Raw genomic sequence first — 17,304 nt, 5'->3', positions numbered from 1 at the left:
CAGCGCACGATGCTCAAGCGGGTCGGATCGGCATGCCCTCCCCCTTCGCGCGCCTCGGCGCTACGCTGAGGGCATCCCTCACAGGATCTTCTCAGAAAGGGCCACCATGTCTGAATCGACGGTCGGATCAGCCTCTGTCTTCAAGTCGATCCGCATCACGCTCGCCATCTCGGGGGCGCTGGCCCTCATCGCGGGCATCGTCCTGCTCGTCTGGCCGATCAAGTCGGCTGTCATCATCACGGGCATCTTCGCCTCGTACCTCATCATCGCCGGCCTCGTCTACGTCGGTCTCGGCATCTTCACCGGCAAGAACCAGGGGTTGGCGCGGATCGGCCACGTCCTCCTCGGCCTGCTCTACGTCGTCGGCGGCATCATCGCATTCGCCAACCTCACCGCGGCGGCCGCGGCCCTCGCCCTCGTGGTCGTGATCTTCATCGGCGTCGGGTGGATCGTCGACGGCATCGTCTCTCTCACGCTTCTCGGACACGACGGGTCGAGGGTGTGGACGCTCCTGTACGCGCTGCTCAGCATCGTCGCGGGGATCGCCGTGCTCTTCCTCGGTCTCGCCGCGGTGCCCTTCTTCTGGATCATGCTCACCGCCTCGCTCATCGCGCTCGGCGTCGTGCAGATCGTTCGTGCGATCACCCTCGGCCGGAGAGCGGGCGCGCCGATTCACGCCGAGTGATGATTCACTCCGAGGCGAACGCGCTCACATCCCCGACGAGTCGTGTGTTGTCCGCTGGTACCGGGTCGACGGCGCCGCGGGCGACCTCCGCTGCGAACTCCGAGACGTTGTAGAGCTTGCCGGCGGACTCGCGTCGCTGGGCGATCGCGCCCGGGTTCGCCCGTTCCAGCAGCGTGGCGGTGATCGTGCCCTCGATCATGTCGCCGGAGACGACAGTGAAACCGATGCCCTTCTCGGCGAGCTCCGGAATCAGTTCGCGCAGCGCATCCTCACCGGCGCGCTTCGAAAGGGCGACGGGTTCGTACTCAGGCATCGTCGGCGTAGTGCGGATGAAGTGAGCCTGGTGACTGGTGACGAACACGACGCGTGCGCCGTCCTCGAGGAGGGGCCGAGCCGCGTTCAGCACGCTGAGCTGCGCATCGCGATTCAGGCTGAGTGCGTAGTCCTCGGCCATTCCCGACTCCATGCCACCTGAGGCGTTGAGCACGAGCACATCGAGGCGCCCGAACTCGGTGCGCACCGCATCGAACATCTCGGCGACGGACGTGGGATCGGTCAGGTCGGCCCCGACGACCAGGACCCGACGGCCGAGGTCGCGCAGCTCACCGGCGAGCTTCTCGGCGCGCGGCGCCTTGTTGCGATAGTTGATGACGACATCGGCCCCGGCCTGCGCGAGATAGCGCACCGTGTCCGCACCGATGCCCCGGGACGAGCCGGTGACGAGTGCGACCTTGCCGTCGAGGGAGCCTGCGGGGAGAACGTCGGTCACGGTGACTCCTTGTGATGCGTGAGACGCCGCGATGACGCGGCGTTCTCACACTATCAATCCCGCTGTGAAGCACCCATTCGCGTCGAGCCTGCGTGATAGGTTGACCGCAAAGGAGGCCGCATGGACAACTTCGCGACATTCGTTCAGTTCATCGACCAATGGGCCTGGATCGGCTGGATCGTGCTGATCGCCGTCTTCCTCGTCATCGAGATGCTCACCCTCGACTTCACCTTCCTCATGCTGAGCTTCGGCAGCGCCGTCGGGCTCGTGTCCGACATCGTCGGGGTGCCGGTGTGGGTGCAGGTGATCGTCGCCGCGGCCGCCGCCGCGATCTTCATCCTGTTCCTCCGCCCCCCTCTGCTGAAGCGGCTGCGGCGCGGGGAAGACCCCACGAAGTCGAATGTCGAGGCGCTCACCGATCTGCGCGGCGTCGCCCTCGACGACATCACCCAGATCTCAGGCCAGGTGAAGCTGAGCAACGGCGACACCTGGACCGCGCGAACCGCCGCCGTCGTGCCGATCCCCCGAGGCTCGACGATCGCGATCACCGCCATCAACGGCGCCACAGCCATCGTCCGTCCCGTCAACGACTAGGAGAACCCCGTGAACGACTCCTCGTTCATCCCGACCGCGATCGGGTGGATACTCGCGATCGCCGTCATCATCTTCGTGGTGGTGACGGTCGCACGCTCGATCCGCATCATCCCGCAGGCCACGGCGGGCGTGGTGGAGCGGCTCGGTCGCTACCACAAGACGCTCATGCCGGGTCTGAACATCCTGGTTCCCTTCATCGACCGACTCCGACCCCTGATCGACATGCGCGAACAGGTCGTCTCCTTCCCGCCGCAGCCGGTGATCACGGAGGACAACCTCGTCGTGTCGATCGACACGGTCGTGTACTTCCAGGTGACGGACGCGCGGGCTGCGACCTACGAGATCGCGAACTACCTCGGTGCGGTCGAGCAGCTGACCACCACGACCCTGCGCAACGTGGTCGGTGGCCTCAACCTCGAAGAGGCTCTCACCAGTCGCGACAACATCAACGGCCAGCTGCGCGTCGTGCTCGATGAGGCGACCGGCAAGTGGGGCATTCGCGTCGGACGCGTCGAGCTCAAGGCGATCGATCCGCCGATCTCCATCCAGGACTCGATGGAGAAGCAGATGCGCGCAGAGCGTGATCGCCGCGCCGCGATCCTGACCGCAGAGGGTACGAAGCAGTCCGCGATCCTGGAAGCCGAAGGTGCACGTCAGGCAGAGATCCTGCGCGCCGAGGGCGACAAGCAGGCAGCCGTCCTGCGCGCTCAGGGTGAGGCGGAGGCCATCCACAACGTGTTCACCGCCATTCACCAGGGTGCACCTGATGACAAGCTCCTCGCCTATCAGTACCTGCAGATGCTGCCGAAGATCAGCGAGGGGCAGTCGAACAAGCTGTGGATCATCCCCAGCGAACTGACCGAAGCACTCAAGGGCATCGGCACCGCCTTCACGCCTCGGCCGGGTTCGGCGCAACCGCCCACGAACACTCCCCCTGGCGTGTGACCCACCCCTACTTCAGCAAGACGCGGCATCCCCGAGTCCTCGCCCATCGCGGTCTGGTGACCGCAGAGGGTGAGGACTCGGGCGTCTGGGAGAACACCGCCGCGTCGTTCGCCGCCGCTCACGCCGCCGGTGCCGAGTACATCGAGACCGACTGTCAGGTCACTGCGGACGGCGACGTCGTCCTGTTCCACGACGAGACACTTCTGCGGACGGCCGGTGACCGACGGCCGGTCAGTGAGGTGAGCACCCTCGAGCTCAGACGCCTGTTCTCGGACCACGGCGGCCTGCTGACCGTCGCCGAGGCGCTCGATTCGTTCCCGACCACCCGGTTCAACATCGATGTGAAGACCGCGGCCGCCATCGAACCGCTCGGTCCCGTGCTCGCGGAACATGCACATCGCGTGCTCGTGACGAGCTTCTCCGACACCCGCCGCAGGAAGGCGGTCGCCGCCGTGCTGCGCGCCGGTGCGGAGATGCGGCCCGCGACTTCCGCAGGCACGAGCGTGGTCGCGGCAGTCCGTGTCGCTTCGTCTCTTCGCCTCTCGCCCGCGCGCCTCCTGCGCGACATCGACGCCCTCCAGATCCCGGAGCGCCGCGGTGCGCTCCGCGTGCTCACCCCGGCGCTCCTGCGAACGGCGCACCGGCACGGTACCGAGGTGCACCTGTGGACCGTCAACGAGCCGGCGGACATGTTCCGACTCGTCGAACTCGGGGTCGACGGCATCGTGTCCGACCGTTCCGACATCGCCGTCCGAATGCTTCACCGCCCATAGGCGCGTGCGCTGGGATTCCGCTGTGAATCCCCGCGGGAACCGGCCTACGTGGATGAAGCGCACAGGCTGGAGCGTTATACCTGACAGCGACGAGAGGACCACACAATGGCAGATCGCAGCCTGCGCGGCATCCGACTCGGCGCCCAGAGCCTACAGAGCGAAGAGGGCGTCGTTTTCATGGAGCGCCGCGAGACCACCTACACCTGTGACGCGTGCGGACACGTCACCAATCTCATGTTTGCGGCCGACGCAGAGCCCCCTCAGACGTGGGAGTGCCGCTCCTGTGGTGCCGAAGCACGTCTGAACGTCGACGGTCATGCCGTCACGCTCGAGGCGACCGACGAGAAGCAGGCTCGGACCCACTGGGACATGCTGCTGGAGCGCCGGACGCGCGCCGAACTCGAGGAGTTGCTCGAAGAGCGCCTCGCCTTCATCCGGGCCCGCCGCGGAGCCGGCGAAGACCCGACCAGGGCGAGGATCGGCGCCTAGCGCCGACGGGCGCGCACTCCACTGAGGACCAGCGCGCCCAGGCCCCCCCAGAGCAGGATCTGCTGCACCCAGGGGCCCAGCACAACGCCTGCCGTGAGGCCGGAGCGGAGCTCGACATCCTCGAGCATCGCCCCGGCCTCATCTGCATCCAGGAACGAGACGGTGGATCCGTCCGGCCGGATGATCTGACTGGTCCCGACAGTGGAGATGTTGACGACGGAGCGCCCCGTCTCGATCGCGCGCATCCGGGCGAAGGCCAGCTGCTGCAGGTTCTCATCCGTGCCGCGGAAGTCGGCGTTGTTGGTCTGGAACACCAGCAGCTCCGATCCGGCGTGCATGCTCTCGTGGATGACGTCGTCGTAGATCACGTCGAAGCAGATGGCGAGGCCGATGACCGTCGCATCGATGTCGATGGCCGGCGGGTTCTCCCCCGGTGAGTACTCGCGTTGCAGCAAGCCGATGAGGTCGGGAGCGAGGGCGTTGAAGAAGGGCCGGTCGGGCACGTACTCGCCGAAAGGCACCGGGTGGCGCTTGTCGTGCTGCTCCCCCGACGCGCCGTCTCCGGTCCACAGCACGGAGGAGTTGAAGTACCGCCCGTCGCGCTCCGTCGCGGCGTTCACGAGGAGCGGCGCATCCAGACGCGTCGCCAGCATCGTGAGCCGCCGCGCGATGGCGTCGCTGGCGAACGGCGAGCCGTCCAAAGATCCCTCCGGCCAGACGACCAGATCGACGTCCTCACCGATGAGCGACGACGTCGCGTCGGTCTGTGCCTGAATGACCGAGAACGGCGGGCGCTCATCGAAGTAGCCGGTCGGACCGTTCCCCTGCACGGCGCCCACCCGCAGCGATCCGACCGCCGTCGTGGGAAAGGTCGGCGTGAGCACCGCGACGAGGATCAGCGCGACCGGAGCGATCAGGCGAAGAGGCCTGCTCCAGGCACGGAGCCGCACGATCTCGACCAGCATGGCCACGATCAGGACGATGAGGAAGCTCAGTCCGCTGACCCCGAGCCAGGAGGTGACCGGAGCCAGCGGGCTCTGGGCCTGGCTCATGCCGATCCGGGCCCAGGGGAATCCGCCGTAGGGCCAAGAGCCCACGAACAGCTCTCGTCCGACCCACAGTGCCGCGACCACTACGGGAAGCGCGACGAGGCGCCCTCCGGCGCTGGGGAATGCCCGGGGCATCCAGCGATACGCCAGCGCGATCGGAACGATCGCGACGGCGGTGAGAACACCCTCCACCACACTCAGTGCCACCCAGGGAACGGGACCGAGGTAGCGGGAGGTCCACGACACCAGAAGGGCGAAGAAGACGACACCGTACACGGTGCCCACCAGCAGCGCCCCGCCGACACGGCGGCCGATGAGCGTGAGCAAGAGCAGGGCGGTCGCGGGAAAGGCGAGGATCCAGACCGCCGCCTCGGGATACGCGAGATCCATGAGGAGCGCTGCCACGGCGGCGGCGATCAGCGCGGCCCACAGCGGCATGAGCGCGGGAGGGCGCATGAGCTTCTCGGACATCCTCGTCGTCCTCACATCGACGAGTACGACACGATGCCGCGGCGCACGCCGTCCAGCGCCACGCGCGCCGTACGCGCCAGCGCACCGTCCTCAGCCACGATCGAGAGCTGGTCGAGCAGGTCGATCGTCTGCTTCGCCCACCGCACGAAGTCGCCTGCGGCCATGTCGGCTTCGACGAGTACTCGGTCGAGCATCCCGCCGCGCGCCCAGCTATACATGGCTCCGGCGAGTCCGGCGGCGAGGGGTTCGCTTCCGGGGAGCTGATGGTCTTGCTCGAGATCGTCCAGCTGCGCCCAGAGCGCAGTCGTCTTCTCGTACGCCGATCGGAAGGCCCCCCGGGGCAGACCGCGCTCCCCCGAGTTCGCCTCGTCCCGACGCGGCTCGTACACGAGGCAGCACGCCATGGCTGCGAGCGAAGGGGCATCGAGCCCTTTCCACAGGCCCTGGCGCAGCGACTCCGCGATCAGCAGGTCACGCTCGCCGTAGATGCGGCGCATGGTGCGCCCAGCGTCGGTGAGAGTCGTGTGCTCCGCGGTCCCGGTGACGTATTCCAGGGCCTCCAGGACCTCGACCACGCGGTCGAAGACCCGCGCGACTGTTCCGGTCCGCGTCCCGATCTGTCGTCGAGTGCGGTCGGTCTGACGTTTGAGCTTCCAGTACCGTTCGGCCCAACGAGCATGTGCTTCCCGATCCGGGCAACCATGGCAGGGATGACGCTGCATCCGCGTGCGCAGCGTCTGCATCCGCTTGACCCGCTTGTCTCGTGCGGCGCGCGGCGCGTGCGAATCCTGCCGGTTCTTCTTCTCCAGGTCGCTCAGTTCCCGTCGGATCGAGGAGTACTCGAAGAAGTCGCCGCGCTCGCACGCCATCGCCTCCTGGTACCCCGCGAGCGAGGATTCGGCTTCCCTCACCTGGGTCGCGAGCCCCACGACCGAACGATCCGCCTGGAACTGCGCGAACGAGGATTCCAGTATCTGCCGCGCCCTGACCTTCCCGAACAGGTCGATGAGGTTCACGGCCATGTTGTAGGTGGGGCGGAAGCTGGAATTGAGCGGATAGGTGCGGCGCGAGGCGAGGGCGGCGACCGCTTGGGGGTCCATCCCCTCGGTCCATTGCACGACCGCGTGGCCTTCGACGTCGATGCCGCGGCGCCCGGCTCGGCCGGTGAGCTGCGTGTACTCCCCGGATGTGATGGCCACCCGCGCCTCGCCGTTGAACTTCTCCATCTTCTCGAGCACCACGGTGCGAGCCGGCATGTTGATTCCGAGGGCGAGAGTCTCGGTCGCGAAGACGGCCTTGACGAGTTTGCGCTGGAAGAGTTCCTCGACGACCTCCTTGAAGGCAGGGAGCAGGCCGGCATGATGTGCGGCGACCCCGCGCTCCAGGTTCTCGAGCCAGTCCCAGTACCCCAGCACCCCGAGATCCTCGTCCTGCAGCGATCGGGTGCGTTCCTCGACGATGGCGCGGATCTCCGCGCGCTCCTCGGCATCCGTCAGGCGGATGCCGGATCGGCGGACCTGCTGCACTGCGGCGTCGCAGCCGACACGGCTGAAGATGAAGAAGATCGCCGGCAGCAGGTTCGCGCGCTCCAGCAGCTTCACCACATCCGGGCGATCCATCCGTTCGATTCGTCTGACGTTGGCGGACCGAACCGGTCGTCGGCCGCCGCGCGGAGGCCGCGGCGAGGTGTTGCCCGCATGCTTCCCGCTGATGTACGACTGGGCTCGTCTGTTGTTGTCGTAGTGCGAGCCGGTGAAGGACCGGATGCGCATGAGCTCCTGATTCACCTGAGCCGTCGCGATCCCCGCCCGGTCGTCGAACAGCGGAAGGAGATCGTCGCGGACGAGCACGTGCTGCTCGAGCGGCACCGGCCGGATCTCCGAGACGATGACCTCTGTGTCGCCTCGTACAGTGTCGAGCCAATCGCCGAACTCCTCGGCATTGGAGACCGTGGCGCTCAGGGAGACCAGGCGTACCTGCGGGGGCAGGTGGATGATGACCTCTTCCCAGACGGCGCCCCGGAAGCGGTCGGCGAGGTAGTGCACCTCGTCCATGACGACGTAGCGCAGGTCTCGCAGCGCGGGCGAGTCCGCGTAGATCATGTTCCGGAGCACCTCGGTCGTCATCACGACGATGCGTGCGTTCCCGTTGATGTTGGTGTCGCCGGTGAGGAGCCCGACGTGTTCGGCGCCGTAGACGTCGACAAGCTCGCGGAACTTCTGATTCGACAGCGCCTTCATCGGCGTCGTGTAGAACGCTTTGTCGCTCGGAGTCTGCATGGCGAGGTGGATGGCGAATTCGCCGACGATCGTCTTGCCGGCGCCCGTGGGAGCGGCGACGAGCACGCTGTGGCCGCGCTCGAGCGCATGGCATCCCGCAACCTGGAACGGATCCAGGTCGAACCGCTGACGGGCGGCGAACGCAGAGGTCTCCGGGTGCTCGGCGGCATCACGAGCCGCCGCGTACCGATCCGACGGCGAAATCATGCGATGTCCGGCACAAGCCCGGCCGCCGCGTCGCGTTTGCGACGGCGCCGGTCGAAGAGAAGCGAGACGAGGGCGGCGGCGAAGTACAGCACGACGAGGATGCCGGCGAGCATGAACATGCTCACCAGGTCGGCCGCGGGTGTCGCCAGAGCGCCGAAGACCGTGGCGATGAGGATCGCCACTCGCCACCCCTTGAGGATGGCGCGCCCCGACATCACCCCGGCGACGTTCAGGGCCACCAGGAAGACCGGCAGCACGAAGGAGATGCCGACCACGAGCATGAGCTTGAACACGAAGTCGTAGAAGGCGGATGCCTCGTACAGGTTGTTGCCGCCCTCGGGCGTGAACCCGGCCATCAACTCGATGACGTGCGGCACGATGAGCGTGCCGACGTAGCACCCGGCGAAGAACAGCGGAATCGCCGCCGCGACGAAGCTGACCGTGTAGGTGGTCTCCTTCTTCGTCAGACCGGGCATGATGAAGGCCCAGATCTGCCAGAGCCAGACGGGAGCCGAAAGGAACAGCCCAATCGAGAAGGCGATGCGCATGCGCAGATCGAACGGCGCCGTGACCGACGAGAAGCTGAGCCCGACGATCTCGTCGCCGCGCTCCTGCGCGACCTTGCCGATGGGCACGGTGACGAAGTCGATGATCGGATCGGTGACCAGGAACGCGACCACCATGCCGGCGAGCAGTGCGATCGCCGCGATGATCAGACGCCTGCGAAGCTCGACGAGATGCTCGCCGAGCGACATCCTCCGGTCTCGCCGCCCCTCGCCTTCAGCCTGTGCGGCCGATTCGATAGCGGCCACAGTGATCAGCTGATGCGATCAGGTCCGGGAGAGGCGTCCTTGTCCGAAGACGCGGCGGTCGAACCGTTGCTCTTCGGGGCTTCGGCCTGCTCCGCCTGAGCGGAATCCTCTTCACGCATGGCTTTCATCTCGCCCTTGAACACGCGAGCGGACTGCCCCATGCTCTTCGCGAGAGCGGGAAGCTTCGCTGCGCCGAACAACAGAAGCACGACGACAACGAGGGCCAGCAGATGCCAACCAGTCAGGCCAGCCATAGAGTACTCCTCACATCGGGTGTGTTGTCAGTCTACAGTTCGAACCGAGGTATCCGGCTGGTGATACAGGGCGAGTCCGGCAGCCGCCCATTCTCTCGTGGCCGCTCGGGCGATGGCCGGTTCCACGACCTCCAGCCCTCCACCGAGCTTGGCGGCGATCCGTTTGATTCCCCGAGGATCGGCGAGGTGGAGCCGCGCGTGGACGACCCCGTCCGACACGTGCATGTTGTCGGCGGAGAGGAAACCTCCGAGCAGCGGAGCGAGCCGCTCCGGGAGCTGCACGGTCACTTCGCCGTCGTTCGCGGCCGCAGCGAATGCCTCCGGGACGAAATCGTCCCCATGTTCGATCGGGATATCGGTCAGGCGCGGATCGCTGACCCGGTCCAGGTGGAACGTGCGCATCGCCTGCCGCATGTGGCACCAACCCTGCAGATACCACTGGGCATTCGTGATGAGGATCTGCACGGGGTCGACCGTGCGGGTCATGGGCGCTGCATCCGGCGCCTGATATGTGAAGGAGACGGCGACCCCCTCCTGCACTCCCCTGGCGACGACCTGACGGACGTCGTCGACCGCTGTCGGTGCGACGACGACCTCGGCCGGAGCGTCGGCGGCCCCCCGGGAGAGCTTCGAGATGAGTCCGGCGACCAGGCCGGAGTCCGACACCGCCGGCACGGCGGCCACCATCTGCAGTCCGGCGAGAAGGGCGGCCGCCTCGCGGGCGGTGAACCGTGGCACCCGACGAAGCGCGACGTCGTTGGTGATCTCGATGACGTCCTCTTCGTCGAGGAGATCCCAGTTGATGTCGAACATCTCCTGCGGCTGCTGCCAGAACCCGGAATCGCCGGGGAGGCCGATCACCGTGAGCTTCTCCACCATGGAGCGCATCTCGGACGGTGTGACACCGAACTCCTCTGCCGCCTCCGCGAGCGAGACCTGCCCGTGCTCGAGCAGATACGGCACCAGCGTGAGGTACAGGCGCACCCGATCGGCGGCCAGCAACGGTTTCGGCTGGGCGCTCATCGCGTCTCCTCACGGTCACGGTGCGCCTCGACGACCGCGCGCAGCCGCTCGATGACCGCCTGCCGCAGCGGCTCGGGCGAGACTACTCTCACCTCGGGTCCGTAGGAGGCCAGTTCGTCCGCGAGGATGTGCAGGTCGACGAACGGCACGTGGATGCCCTGCGGTGCTGCCGTCGCGCGACGTCCCAGTCGCAGCGCCGCCTCCGTGCCGGGGGTGACCTCGAGCAGCGCGGAGTTCGACGCGGCGACGCGCTCCAATCCCGCCAGAGCACGCTCGCCCGCGCCTTCGCGCAGCTCCGGATCGAATCCCTCCGCCGTCACCGTGACCTCACCTGCGATGCGGCTGAGCAGGAACATCCTTTCGGCGTCGATGTCGACGTCCACGCCGAAGACATGCCAACGAGCCTCGTAGTCGACGAGGGCGAACGGACGGATGCGGCGGCGACGTGGTGCGTGCTCCCCCGGCTTGAGGTAGTCGAACACGACGACGCGTGACTTCTCGATCGCCTCCTGCAGCGGTGCGAAGCCGGGATCGCGCGCGGTGATCCTCGGCGCGAAGCCGATGATCGGCTCGTCGCCGTCGATCCCGAGCGCGCGGATCTTGCGGACGCCGGACTGGGCGTCAGCCGAAACCGACTCGGCGCTCCACACGCTGCCGGCCAGCCGGAGCACCGCGAGTTCGGCGGGGCTGAACTCGATGTCTGCGGGCAGGTCGTATTCCGCCTGGGGAATGCGATAGCGGGCCTCTCGGAGGTCGTTCGGATCGGATGGATCGCCGATCGTCTCGATCGGGACGCCCAACGTCCGCAACTCGTCCTTGTCGCGCTCAAACATCTTCTCGAGTGCATCGGTGCGGGTCCCGGCATCCGCACGCTGCCGGTAGCCGGAGACATTGTCGAGGATCTGCTGTTTGGTCAACCCGATCTCCGTGGCCATCAGCGCCACGACGAGATTCGTCAGGCGCTCCTCCGCAGGGATCCGGGCGACCATCATTGCGCTGGTGCCGTGGTCACTCCGAGAACATCGACGACGACGGCGATCGCGGGTGAGCCCTCGGCCTCGGGAAGCACGACGAGCAGCTGCGAGCCGATGTTCTTGCCGACCAGCGCCTCGGCCACCGGGGCGGCGATCTGCTGGATCTGAGCGCTGGGCTTGTCGCCCCAGGTCGTCTGCAGGATCTCCTTGTCGTCCCACCCGATCGCGGTGAAGTTGACCAGCGGCGTCTGCTCCGACGTGAGTGCATCGCCGTCGCCCTTGATGAGCGTCTGCACGACCTGCTCCTTCGGAGCCGCCGTGTCGGGGACGATGATGCCAGGGGTGCCGTCTGCGGCGCGGACGACCGTCGGCAGTCCACCGGCGGCGTTGAACTGCAACGAGCCCTCGGCCTTCGGCAGGAATGCCTTATCGATGTCCACGATGAAGATCGCCGTGTCGTCCTCCCCGAGTCCGAGCCCTTCGAGGTTGGCGGGGCCGAAGCCATCGGGCGTCAACGCCGCGAGCACACGCGAGCCGGCGGTGGCGCACCGCAGCACGTCCTCGAGCCCGGGAGACTGGGCGGCCCACTGATCGATGGTCGATACGGGAGTGGACGCTGGGTCGTACGAGGTCGCGAAGACCTGCTCCCCCGTCTCGCCGCTGTAGATCGAGATCTGCACGCTGATGCCCTGAGCACCGTCGGAGATCGCGCGTCCGTCACCGGAGACGACATCGACGAACGAGGTCTTCTTCACGTGCACCGGCGCGAAGACCTCGACATCCGGTTCTTCGCCGACCTCACCGTCGACGTTCACGGCTTCGTCGATGCCGTTCGCCGAGCCCACCCGCTCGCAGGCGGCACCGTTGAAAGTCGGGACTGCCGTGCACCCGGTCAGGGCGAGGACAGCGAGGCTGAGAGAGGCCAGAGCGGCGGACGTTTTACGCACGCGCTCCAGTCTATTCCGTCCCCTGCTCGGATTCGCGCGATGCCGCCGCCAGCCGCGAGCCCTCGGCGGCCTTGGCAGCCTCCCTGGCGCGCTTGCGAAGGTTCTTGTCGGTGATCTCCCTGTCGCCGACCGCGCCAGGAGTCCATTGCTCGACGTCGGAGTCGTCGTAGCTCGACTTCGATGCGCGCCGTTTCACTGAGGGGGCGACGACTCCCGGAGCCAGCCGACGGGCGGTGAGCAGGAACCCGGTGTGCGCCACCATCCGGTGATCGGGACGAACAGCGAGGCCTTCGACGTGCCATCCGCGCACCATGGTCTCGGAGGCGTCCGGGTCGGTGAACAACCCGGTGCTGCGAATGTACTCGGCGACACGCGACAGCTGGGTCGCCGTCGCCACGTAGCAGAGCACCACCCCACCCGACGTCAGCGCGTCGGCGACGGCATCCATGCACTCCCACGGGGCGAGCATGTCGAGCACCACACGATCGACGCTCCCCGCCGGCAGTTCGACGGGCAACGCCTCGGTCAGGTCCCCGACGACGACGCGCCAGGTGTCGGGCGCCTCCCCGAAGAAGGTCTCGACGTTCGCTCTCGCGACGTCGGCGAAGTCGGCCCTGCGCTCGAACGACACGAGACTCCCCGCCGGTCCCACAGCCCGCAGCAGAGAGAGCGACAGTGCGCCCGAGCCGACCCCCGCCTCCACCACGGTCGCGCCAGGAAAGATGTCGGCCTGCATGACGATCTGCGCGGCATCCTTGGGATAGACGATCGCGGCGCCCCTCGGCATGGACATCGCGAAATCGCGCAGCAGCGGACGCAGTGCGAGATATTCGTGCCCGGAGCTGTTGGTGACGACCGAACCATCCGGCAGGCCGATGAGGTCGCGGTGGCGGAGCACGCCGTGATGCGTGTGAAGTTCGCCGTCATCGCGCAGCGTGACCGTGTGAAGACGCCCCTTGGGACCGGTGAGCTGGACGCGGTCACCCGCCCGGAACGGCCCGCTCGGCCGGTGCATGGGCCGCCCGCTCATCGGGCGAGCCCGCTCACCGATCTCATACGCTCGACCAGATCGGCCAGGTCAGCGGTGGTGCGCCCGTGCAGGGTCGGCCAGAGTTCATGAGCCCCGAGGCCGTCGAGCGAGACGACGTGCGGAACTCCGAGCGTCACAGCGCCCGACGCCAGGCCAGCTTGCAGGCCCGTGGGCGAGTCCTCGATCACCACGGCCTCCGCGATGTCGATGCCGAGCAGTTCTGCGGCGCGGAGATAGGGCTCAGGGTGCGGCTTGGGCTCGAGCACGTCGTCGCCGGCGACGACGTGGTCGAAGGCGTCGAAGCCGACGAGGTCGGTGACGCTGAGCGCCATCCGGCGCAGTGACATCGTCACCAGCGCCGTCGGCACTCCCGCGTTCTTGAGGTCGAGGAGCAGTTCACGGGCGCCAGGACGGAACGGCACTCCCTGCGTCCGCAGTGTCGCCGCCACACGATCGGTCAGGTGATCGACGATCGCGGTCGGTTCCATGTCGACCCCTGCCCCCTGCAGGATCAGTGCGCTGTCGATCAGTCCGCTTCCGACGAGCTGCAACGCGTCCTCGTGGCTCCACGTGCCGCCGTAGGATTCGACCAGTTCGGTCTCGGCCAGCATCCAATACGGCTCGGTGTCGACGAGTGTTCCATCCATGTCCCAGAGGACCGCGCGGGGCTGACTGCTCACCGAACCATGTTAGCCGGGGCGCACCCACACCCCCGTCGTCGCCGACTAGCCTGGACTGATACCCGTCCACGACCTCGAAGGGAGTATTCGATGGATGTTCTCGGCTCGCGCATCATCATCGCCGCCTTCGACGGCTGGAACGACGCCGGAGAGGCGGCGAGCGGGGCCATCGAAGCCCTGCGTGCGTCGACCGAGTATGACCTCGTCCACTCGATCGACCCCGAGTTGTATTTCGACTATCAGTACACCCGCCCGGCGACCCGCGTGGACGCCGAGGGGCGTCGCCAGCTGAAATGGCCCGAAGCCGGTCTCTGGCGCCCTCGCGATCCCGGCCCTGGTCCCGAGTTCTGGCTGCTGACCGGCGTGGAACCCGCCCGCACCTGGCAGGCGTTCGCCGGGGAGTTCATCGACGTCGCGCTGCGCGACGATGTCACCGGGCTCGTGACCCTCGGCGCGATGCTTTCGGACGTGCCGCACACCCGGCCGATCTCGATCTTCGCGTCGAGCCAGAACGACGAGGTCCGCGCGGCTCACGGCCTGGAGCGTTCGCTCTACGAAGGCCCAGTGGGGATCCTGAGCGTGTTCGAGCACTTCGCGGAGAACGCCGGAATCCCCACGGCCAGCCTGTGGGCGAGCGTGCCGCACTACGTCGCGACCGCTGCTCCTTCGCCGAAGGTGACGCTTGCGCTGCTCGATCGCCTCGAGGAGCTCACCGGAGTCGACGTCGCGCGCGGGCACCTGCGCACCGAAGCTGCGGCATGGGAGGCTTCGATCGACGCCGCCGCCGCGGACGACGAGGACATGGCGGAGTACATCCGTCAGCTGGAGCGCACCCGGGACACCTGGGACTCCCCCGACGCCTCGGGCGACGCGATCGCGCAGGCGTTCGAACGATATCTGCGCCGACGCGGCGACGGACCCGGCGACCTCAAGCGCTGAGCCGACTCGCACCGGCCCTCAGTCGCGTCCGCGGCGTCAAGCGGTGATCACTCCGGTGCCGAGCAGGACCAGGAGGACCACGCCGAGCAGGATGCGGTAGATCACGAACGGCAGGAAGCTGCGCTTGGAGATCCAGTTCATGAAGAATGCGATCACGCCGAGCGCGACGACGAAGGCGATTCCGGTCGCAGCCAGCGTGTCACCGAGCGAGAAGATCGACGGCTCTCCCCAGCTCTTGAAGAGCTGATAGAAGCCGCTGCCGAACACCGCGGGTATGGCGAGCAGGAACGCATAGCGGGCGGCGGCGGCCCGCTCATATCCGAGGAAGAGACCCATCGTGATGGTTCCGCCGGAGCGTGACACCCCCGGGACGAGCGCCAGCGACTGCGCGAGGCCGAATGCGATGCCATGAGGAAGCGTGAGGTCGTCGAGCTTGCGCCGCTTTGCCCCGACGTGATCCGCGACCCCGAGCAGAACGCCGAACGCGATGAGCATGATGGCGACGAGCCACAGCGATCGGAAGACCGTCTCGATCTGATCCTGGAAGAGCAGTCCGAGCACCACGATCGGGATGCTGCCGATGATGATCAGCCATCCCATCCGGGCGTCCGGGTCGTTGCGCGGCGCCTTTCCGGAGAGCGAACGGAACCACTGGGTGATGATGCGGACGATGTCCCGCCAGAAGAACACCACCACGGCGGCCTCGGTTCCGATCTGCGTGATCGCGGTGAAAGCCGCTCCCGGATCCGCGCCCGACGGCAGGAAGATGCCGAGGATGCGCAGGTGCGCACTGGAGGAGATCGGCAGGAACTCGGTGAGTCCCTGGACGATGCCGAGGATGAGCGCTTCGAGCAGGTGCATAGAGGGCCTTCTGGTTCGTGGCGGCGGCGTCGGGGCGAGGATTCGCGGTCAGTATCGACGCAGCAGATCGGCCAGCACCTGCTGGCCGAAGACAAGCGATTCTACGGGCACCCGCTCGTCGACTCCGTGGAACATCCCCGTGAAGTCGAGATCCGCAGGAAGCCTCAGGGGGGCGAAGCCGTACCCGGTGATGCCGAGGTACGACAGGGCCTTGTTGTCGGTTCCCGCTCCGAGGAGGTACGGAATCACGGGAACACCGGGGTCGTGTCGGCCGATGCTCGCCACCATCGCCTCGACCAGTTCGCCGGCGAACGGCGTCTCCATCCCGATGTCACGCACGACGGTCTCGATCACGATCTCGTCGCCGACGATCCGCTGCAGCTGCGCGAGCACATCGTCCTCCGTTCCGGGGATGACGCGGACATCGATCAGCGCCTCGGCGCGCTCCGGGATGACGTTGTGCTTGTAGCCGGCGGTGAGCGCGGTCGGGTTGGTCGTGGTGCGAAACGACGAACGCAGGAACGCCTCAGCCGGACCCGCCGCCCCGGCCAGCGCATCCGGATCGTCCACAGGCCGCCCGCTGAGGTCGCTGAGCCCGTCCAGCAGCGCGGACGTCGTCGCCGTGAGCTGGATCGGCCATCGGGTGCGCCCGATTGCCGCGACCGCTTCGGCGAGTCTGGTGACGGCGTTGTCATCGTGCAGCCTGCTGCCGTGACCCGCTCTCCCCTTGGCCACCAGGCGGATCCAGATCATCGCCTTCTCCCCCACCTGCAGCAGATACGCCCGCCGGTCATCGACCGTGATCGAGTACCCGCCGACCTCACTGATCGCCTCGGTCGCGCCCGAGAACCACTCCGGCCGATTCTGGACGACGAGGGCCGATCCCTCGACGCCGCCGTTCTCCTCGTCGGCGAAGAACGCCAGCACGAGGTCCCGCTCCGGCTGCTCCCCCGCTCGCAGGATGTCGGCGACGGCGGTGAGGATCATCGCGTTCATGTTCTTCATATCGACGGCGCCCCTGCCCCAGAGCATTCCGTCCTGCACGATGCCGGCGAAGGGGTCCACGCTCCAGTCCTCCGCGACCGCCGGGACGACGTCGAGGTGCCCGTGCACGACGAGCGCGGGTTTGGAGCGGTCCCGACCGGGGACACGGGCCGAGACGTTCGTGCGACGCGGGATCGGCTCGTAGTACTCGACGTCGAGTTCGAGCCGCTCGAGGTAGTCACCGACGTACGTCGCTGCCTCCCGCTCCCCCTTGGCGTTGCCGCCGCCGAAGTTCGACGTGTCGAACCGGATCAGGTCGCTCGCGATGCGGACGACCTCGGGCAGCGAGGGGTCGGTCATGCTCCCCAGGGTATCGAAACCGGCGGGCGCGCCCGGATGCCGGCCCGGTTCGAACAGCGTCTCGGATCGTGCTAGTCTCGTTCTTCGGTCGGCAACGATCATCCAACACCTGCGCGGGTGGCGGAATGGTAGACGCGCTACGTTGAGGTCGTAGTGCCCGTAAGGGCGTGGGGGTTCAA

General features: G+C 67.3%; 18 protein-coding genes. 6 read left to right on the top strand and 12 right to left on the bottom strand.

The genetic code is table 11. The annotated features are described in order from the left end of the window. The first annotated feature begins 106 nt into the window (after window positions 1-106). Window positions 107-685: a DUF308 domain-containing protein gene (locus RIN18_RS06050; protein WP_309103057.1), complete on the top strand. Its 579-nt coding sequence runs from the start codon at window positions 107-109 to the stop codon at window positions 683-685. A 4-nt stretch (window positions 686-689) separates the two neighbouring features. Here RIN18_RS06050 and RIN18_RS06045 read toward each other — a convergent pair whose 3' ends face one another. After that, window positions 690-1,454: an SDR family oxidoreductase gene (locus RIN18_RS06045; protein WP_309103056.1), complete on the bottom strand. Its 765-nt coding sequence runs from the start codon at window positions 1,452-1,454 to the stop codon at window positions 690-692. 120 nt (window positions 1,455-1,574) lie between these two features. Here RIN18_RS06045 and RIN18_RS06040 point away from each other — a divergent pair, with 120 nt between their 5' ends. The 4 genes from RIN18_RS06040 (at window position 1,575) to RIN18_RS06025 (ending at window position 4,255) form a co-directional block, all read left to right on the top strand. Then, window positions 1,575-2,048: an NfeD family protein gene (locus tag RIN18_RS06040; protein ID WP_309103055.1), complete on the top strand. Its 474-nt coding sequence runs from the start codon at window positions 1,575-1,577 to the stop codon at window positions 2,046-2,048. 9 nt (window positions 2,049-2,057) lie between these two features. Beyond that, on the top strand, window positions 2,058-2,993 hold the full coding sequence (locus RIN18_RS06035; protein WP_309103054.1) for an SPFH domain-containing protein: 936 nt from the start codon (window positions 2,058-2,060) through the stop codon (window positions 2,991-2,993). Then, the gene (locus RIN18_RS06030) at window positions 2,990-3,766 is read left to right on the top strand and encodes a glycerophosphodiester phosphodiesterase family protein (RefSeq protein WP_309103053.1); all 777 of its coding nucleotides are present in this window, start codon (window positions 2,990-2,992) and stop codon (window positions 3,764-3,766) included. Before RIN18_RS06035 ends, RIN18_RS06030 begins: the two co-directional genes overlap by 4 nt. A gap of 105 nt (window positions 3,767-3,871) precedes the next feature. Beyond that, window positions 3,872-4,255 carry an RNA polymerase-binding protein RbpA gene (locus tag RIN18_RS06025; protein WP_309103052.1) on the top strand — a complete coding sequence of 128 codons (384 nt, stop codon included), beginning with the start codon at window positions 3,872-3,874 and terminating at the stop codon, window positions 4,253-4,255. Here the strand turns inward: RIN18_RS06025 and lnt are convergent. The 9 genes from lnt to RIN18_RS05980 all read right to left on the bottom strand — a co-directional run bounded on the left by lnt (window position 4,252) and on the right by RIN18_RS05980 (window position 13,981). After that, the gene (gene lnt / locus RIN18_RS06020) at window positions 4,252-5,775 is read right to left on the bottom strand and encodes an apolipoprotein N-acyltransferase (protein ID WP_309103051.1); all 1,524 of its coding nucleotides are present in this window, start codon (window positions 5,773-5,775) and stop codon (window positions 4,252-4,254) included. The genes RIN18_RS06025 and lnt overlap by 4 nt on opposite strands. An 11-nt stretch (window positions 5,776-5,786) precedes the next feature. Next, window positions 5,787-8,261, bottom strand: a complete 2,475-nt coding sequence (locus RIN18_RS06015) for a DEAD/DEAH box helicase (RefSeq protein WP_309103050.1) — start codon at window positions 8,259-8,261, stop codon at window positions 5,787-5,789. Beyond that, entirely contained in the window at window positions 8,258-9,016 is a 759-nt protein-coding gene (gene tatC / locus RIN18_RS06010; protein WP_309103182.1) for a twin-arginine translocase subunit TatC, read from the bottom strand. The genes RIN18_RS06015 and tatC overlap by 4 nt, the downstream gene beginning before the upstream one ends. Before the next feature lie 62 nt (window positions 9,017-9,078). Further along, a complete protein-coding gene (gene tatA / locus RIN18_RS06005) occupies window positions 9,079-9,327 on the bottom strand; it encodes a Sec-independent protein translocase subunit TatA (RefSeq protein ID WP_309103049.1) in 249 nt (82 codons plus the stop codon). A gap of 27 nt (window positions 9,328-9,354) precedes the next feature. Beyond that, window positions 9,355-10,350 carry a WYL domain-containing protein gene (locus RIN18_RS06000; RefSeq protein ID WP_309103048.1) on the bottom strand — a complete coding sequence of 332 codons (996 nt, stop codon included), beginning with the start codon at window positions 10,348-10,350 and terminating at the stop codon, window positions 9,355-9,357. After that, window positions 10,347-11,339, bottom strand: coding sequence for a WYL domain-containing protein (locus RIN18_RS05995; RefSeq protein ID WP_309103047.1), 993 nt, complete (start codon window positions 11,337-11,339; stop codon window positions 10,347-10,349). The genes RIN18_RS06000 and RIN18_RS05995 overlap by 4 nt, the downstream gene beginning before the upstream one ends. Then, complete coding sequence (locus tag RIN18_RS05990) at window positions 11,339-12,271, bottom strand: hypothetical protein (protein ID WP_309103046.1); 933 nt, start codon at window positions 12,269-12,271, stop codon at window positions 11,339-11,341. The genes RIN18_RS05995 and RIN18_RS05990 overlap by 1 nt, the downstream gene beginning before the upstream one ends. Before the next feature lie 10 nt (window positions 12,272-12,281). Further along, complete coding sequence (locus RIN18_RS05985) at window positions 12,282-13,286, bottom strand: tRNA (adenine-N1)-methyltransferase (RefSeq protein ID WP_375163500.1); 1,005 nt, start codon at window positions 13,284-13,286, stop codon at window positions 12,282-12,284. Between the two features lie 11 nt (window positions 13,287-13,297). Then, window positions 13,298-13,981 (bottom strand): HAD family phosphatase, encoded by a 684-nt coding sequence (locus tag RIN18_RS05980; protein ID WP_309103044.1) that lies wholly within the window; start codon window positions 13,979-13,981, stop codon window positions 13,298-13,300. A gap of 90 nt (window positions 13,982-14,071) precedes the next feature. Between RIN18_RS05980 and RIN18_RS05975 the strand changes: the two genes are divergently transcribed. Further along, the gene (locus RIN18_RS05975) at window positions 14,072-14,920 is read left to right on the top strand and encodes a PAC2 family protein (protein WP_309103043.1); all 849 of its coding nucleotides are present in this window, start codon (window positions 14,072-14,074) and stop codon (window positions 14,918-14,920) included. Between the two features lie 36 nt (window positions 14,921-14,956). Here the strand turns inward: RIN18_RS05975 and RIN18_RS05970 are convergent, their stop codons facing one another. Both RIN18_RS05970 and RIN18_RS05965 read right to left on the bottom strand, forming a co-directional pair. Next, window positions 14,957-15,781 (bottom strand): undecaprenyl-diphosphate phosphatase, encoded by an 825-nt coding sequence (locus RIN18_RS05970; protein WP_309103042.1) that lies wholly within the window; start codon window positions 15,779-15,781, stop codon window positions 14,957-14,959. Window positions 15,782-15,829: 48 nt separating this feature from the next. Next, the gene (locus RIN18_RS05965; protein ID WP_309103041.1) at window positions 15,830-17,125 is read right to left on the bottom strand and encodes a M20/M25/M40 family metallo-hydrolase; all 1,296 of its coding nucleotides are present in this window, start codon (window positions 17,123-17,125) and stop codon (window positions 15,830-15,832) included. Between the last annotated feature and the right edge of the window lie 179 nt (window positions 17,126-17,304).

Source organism: Microbacterium sp., from assembly GCF_031179285.1.
Classification (GTDB): Bacteria; Actinomycetota; Actinomycetes; order Actinomycetales; family Microbacteriaceae; genus Microbacterium.
This window is presented reverse-complemented; position numbering and strand designations above follow the sequence as displayed.

Coding starts and splice junctions, on each gene's coding strand:
- RIN18_RS06050 (WP_309103057.1), top strand. CDS start 107: ATGTCTGAATCGACGGTCGGATCAGCCTCTGTCTTCAAGTCGATCCGC.
- RIN18_RS06040 (WP_309103055.1), top strand. CDS start 1,575: ATGGACAACTTCGCGACATTCGTTCAGTTCATCGACCAATGGGCCTGG.
- RIN18_RS06025 (WP_309103052.1), top strand. CDS start 3,872: ATGGCAGATCGCAGCCTGCGCGGCATCCGACTCGGCGCCCAGAGCCTA.
- lnt (WP_309103051.1), bottom strand. CDS start 5,775: ATGTCCGAGAAGCTCATGCGCCCTCCCGCGCTCATGCCGCTGTGGGCC.
- RIN18_RS06015 (WP_309103050.1), bottom strand. CDS start 8,261: ATGATTTCGCCGTCGGATCGGTACGCGGCGGCTCGTGATGCCGCCGAG.
- tatC (WP_309103182.1), bottom strand. CDS start 9,016: ATGTCGCTCGGCGAGCATCTCGTCGAGCTTCGCAGGCGTCTGATCATC.
- tatA (WP_309103049.1), bottom strand. CDS start 9,327: ATGGCTGGCCTGACTGGTTGGCATCTGCTGGCCCTCGTTGTCGTCGTG.
- RIN18_RS06000 (WP_309103048.1), bottom strand. CDS start 10,350: ATGAGCGCCCAGCCGAAACCGTTGCTGGCCGCCGATCGGGTGCGCCTG.
- RIN18_RS05995 (WP_309103047.1), bottom strand. CDS start 11,339: ATGGTCGCCCGGATCCCTGCGGAGGAGCGCCTGACGAATCTCGTCGTG.
- RIN18_RS05985 (WP_375163500.1), bottom strand. CDS start 13,286: ATGCACCGGCCGAGCGGGCCGTTCCGGGCGGGTGACCGCGTCCAGCTC.
- RIN18_RS05975 (WP_309103043.1), top strand. CDS start 14,072: ATGGATGTTCTCGGCTCGCGCATCATCATCGCCGCCTTCGACGGCTGG.
- RIN18_RS05970 (WP_309103042.1), bottom strand. CDS start 15,781: ATGCACCTGCTCGAAGCGCTCATCCTCGGCATCGTCCAGGGACTCACC.
- RIN18_RS05965 (WP_309103041.1), bottom strand. CDS start 17,125: ATGACCGACCCCTCGCTGCCCGAGGTCGTCCGCATCGCGAGCGACCTG.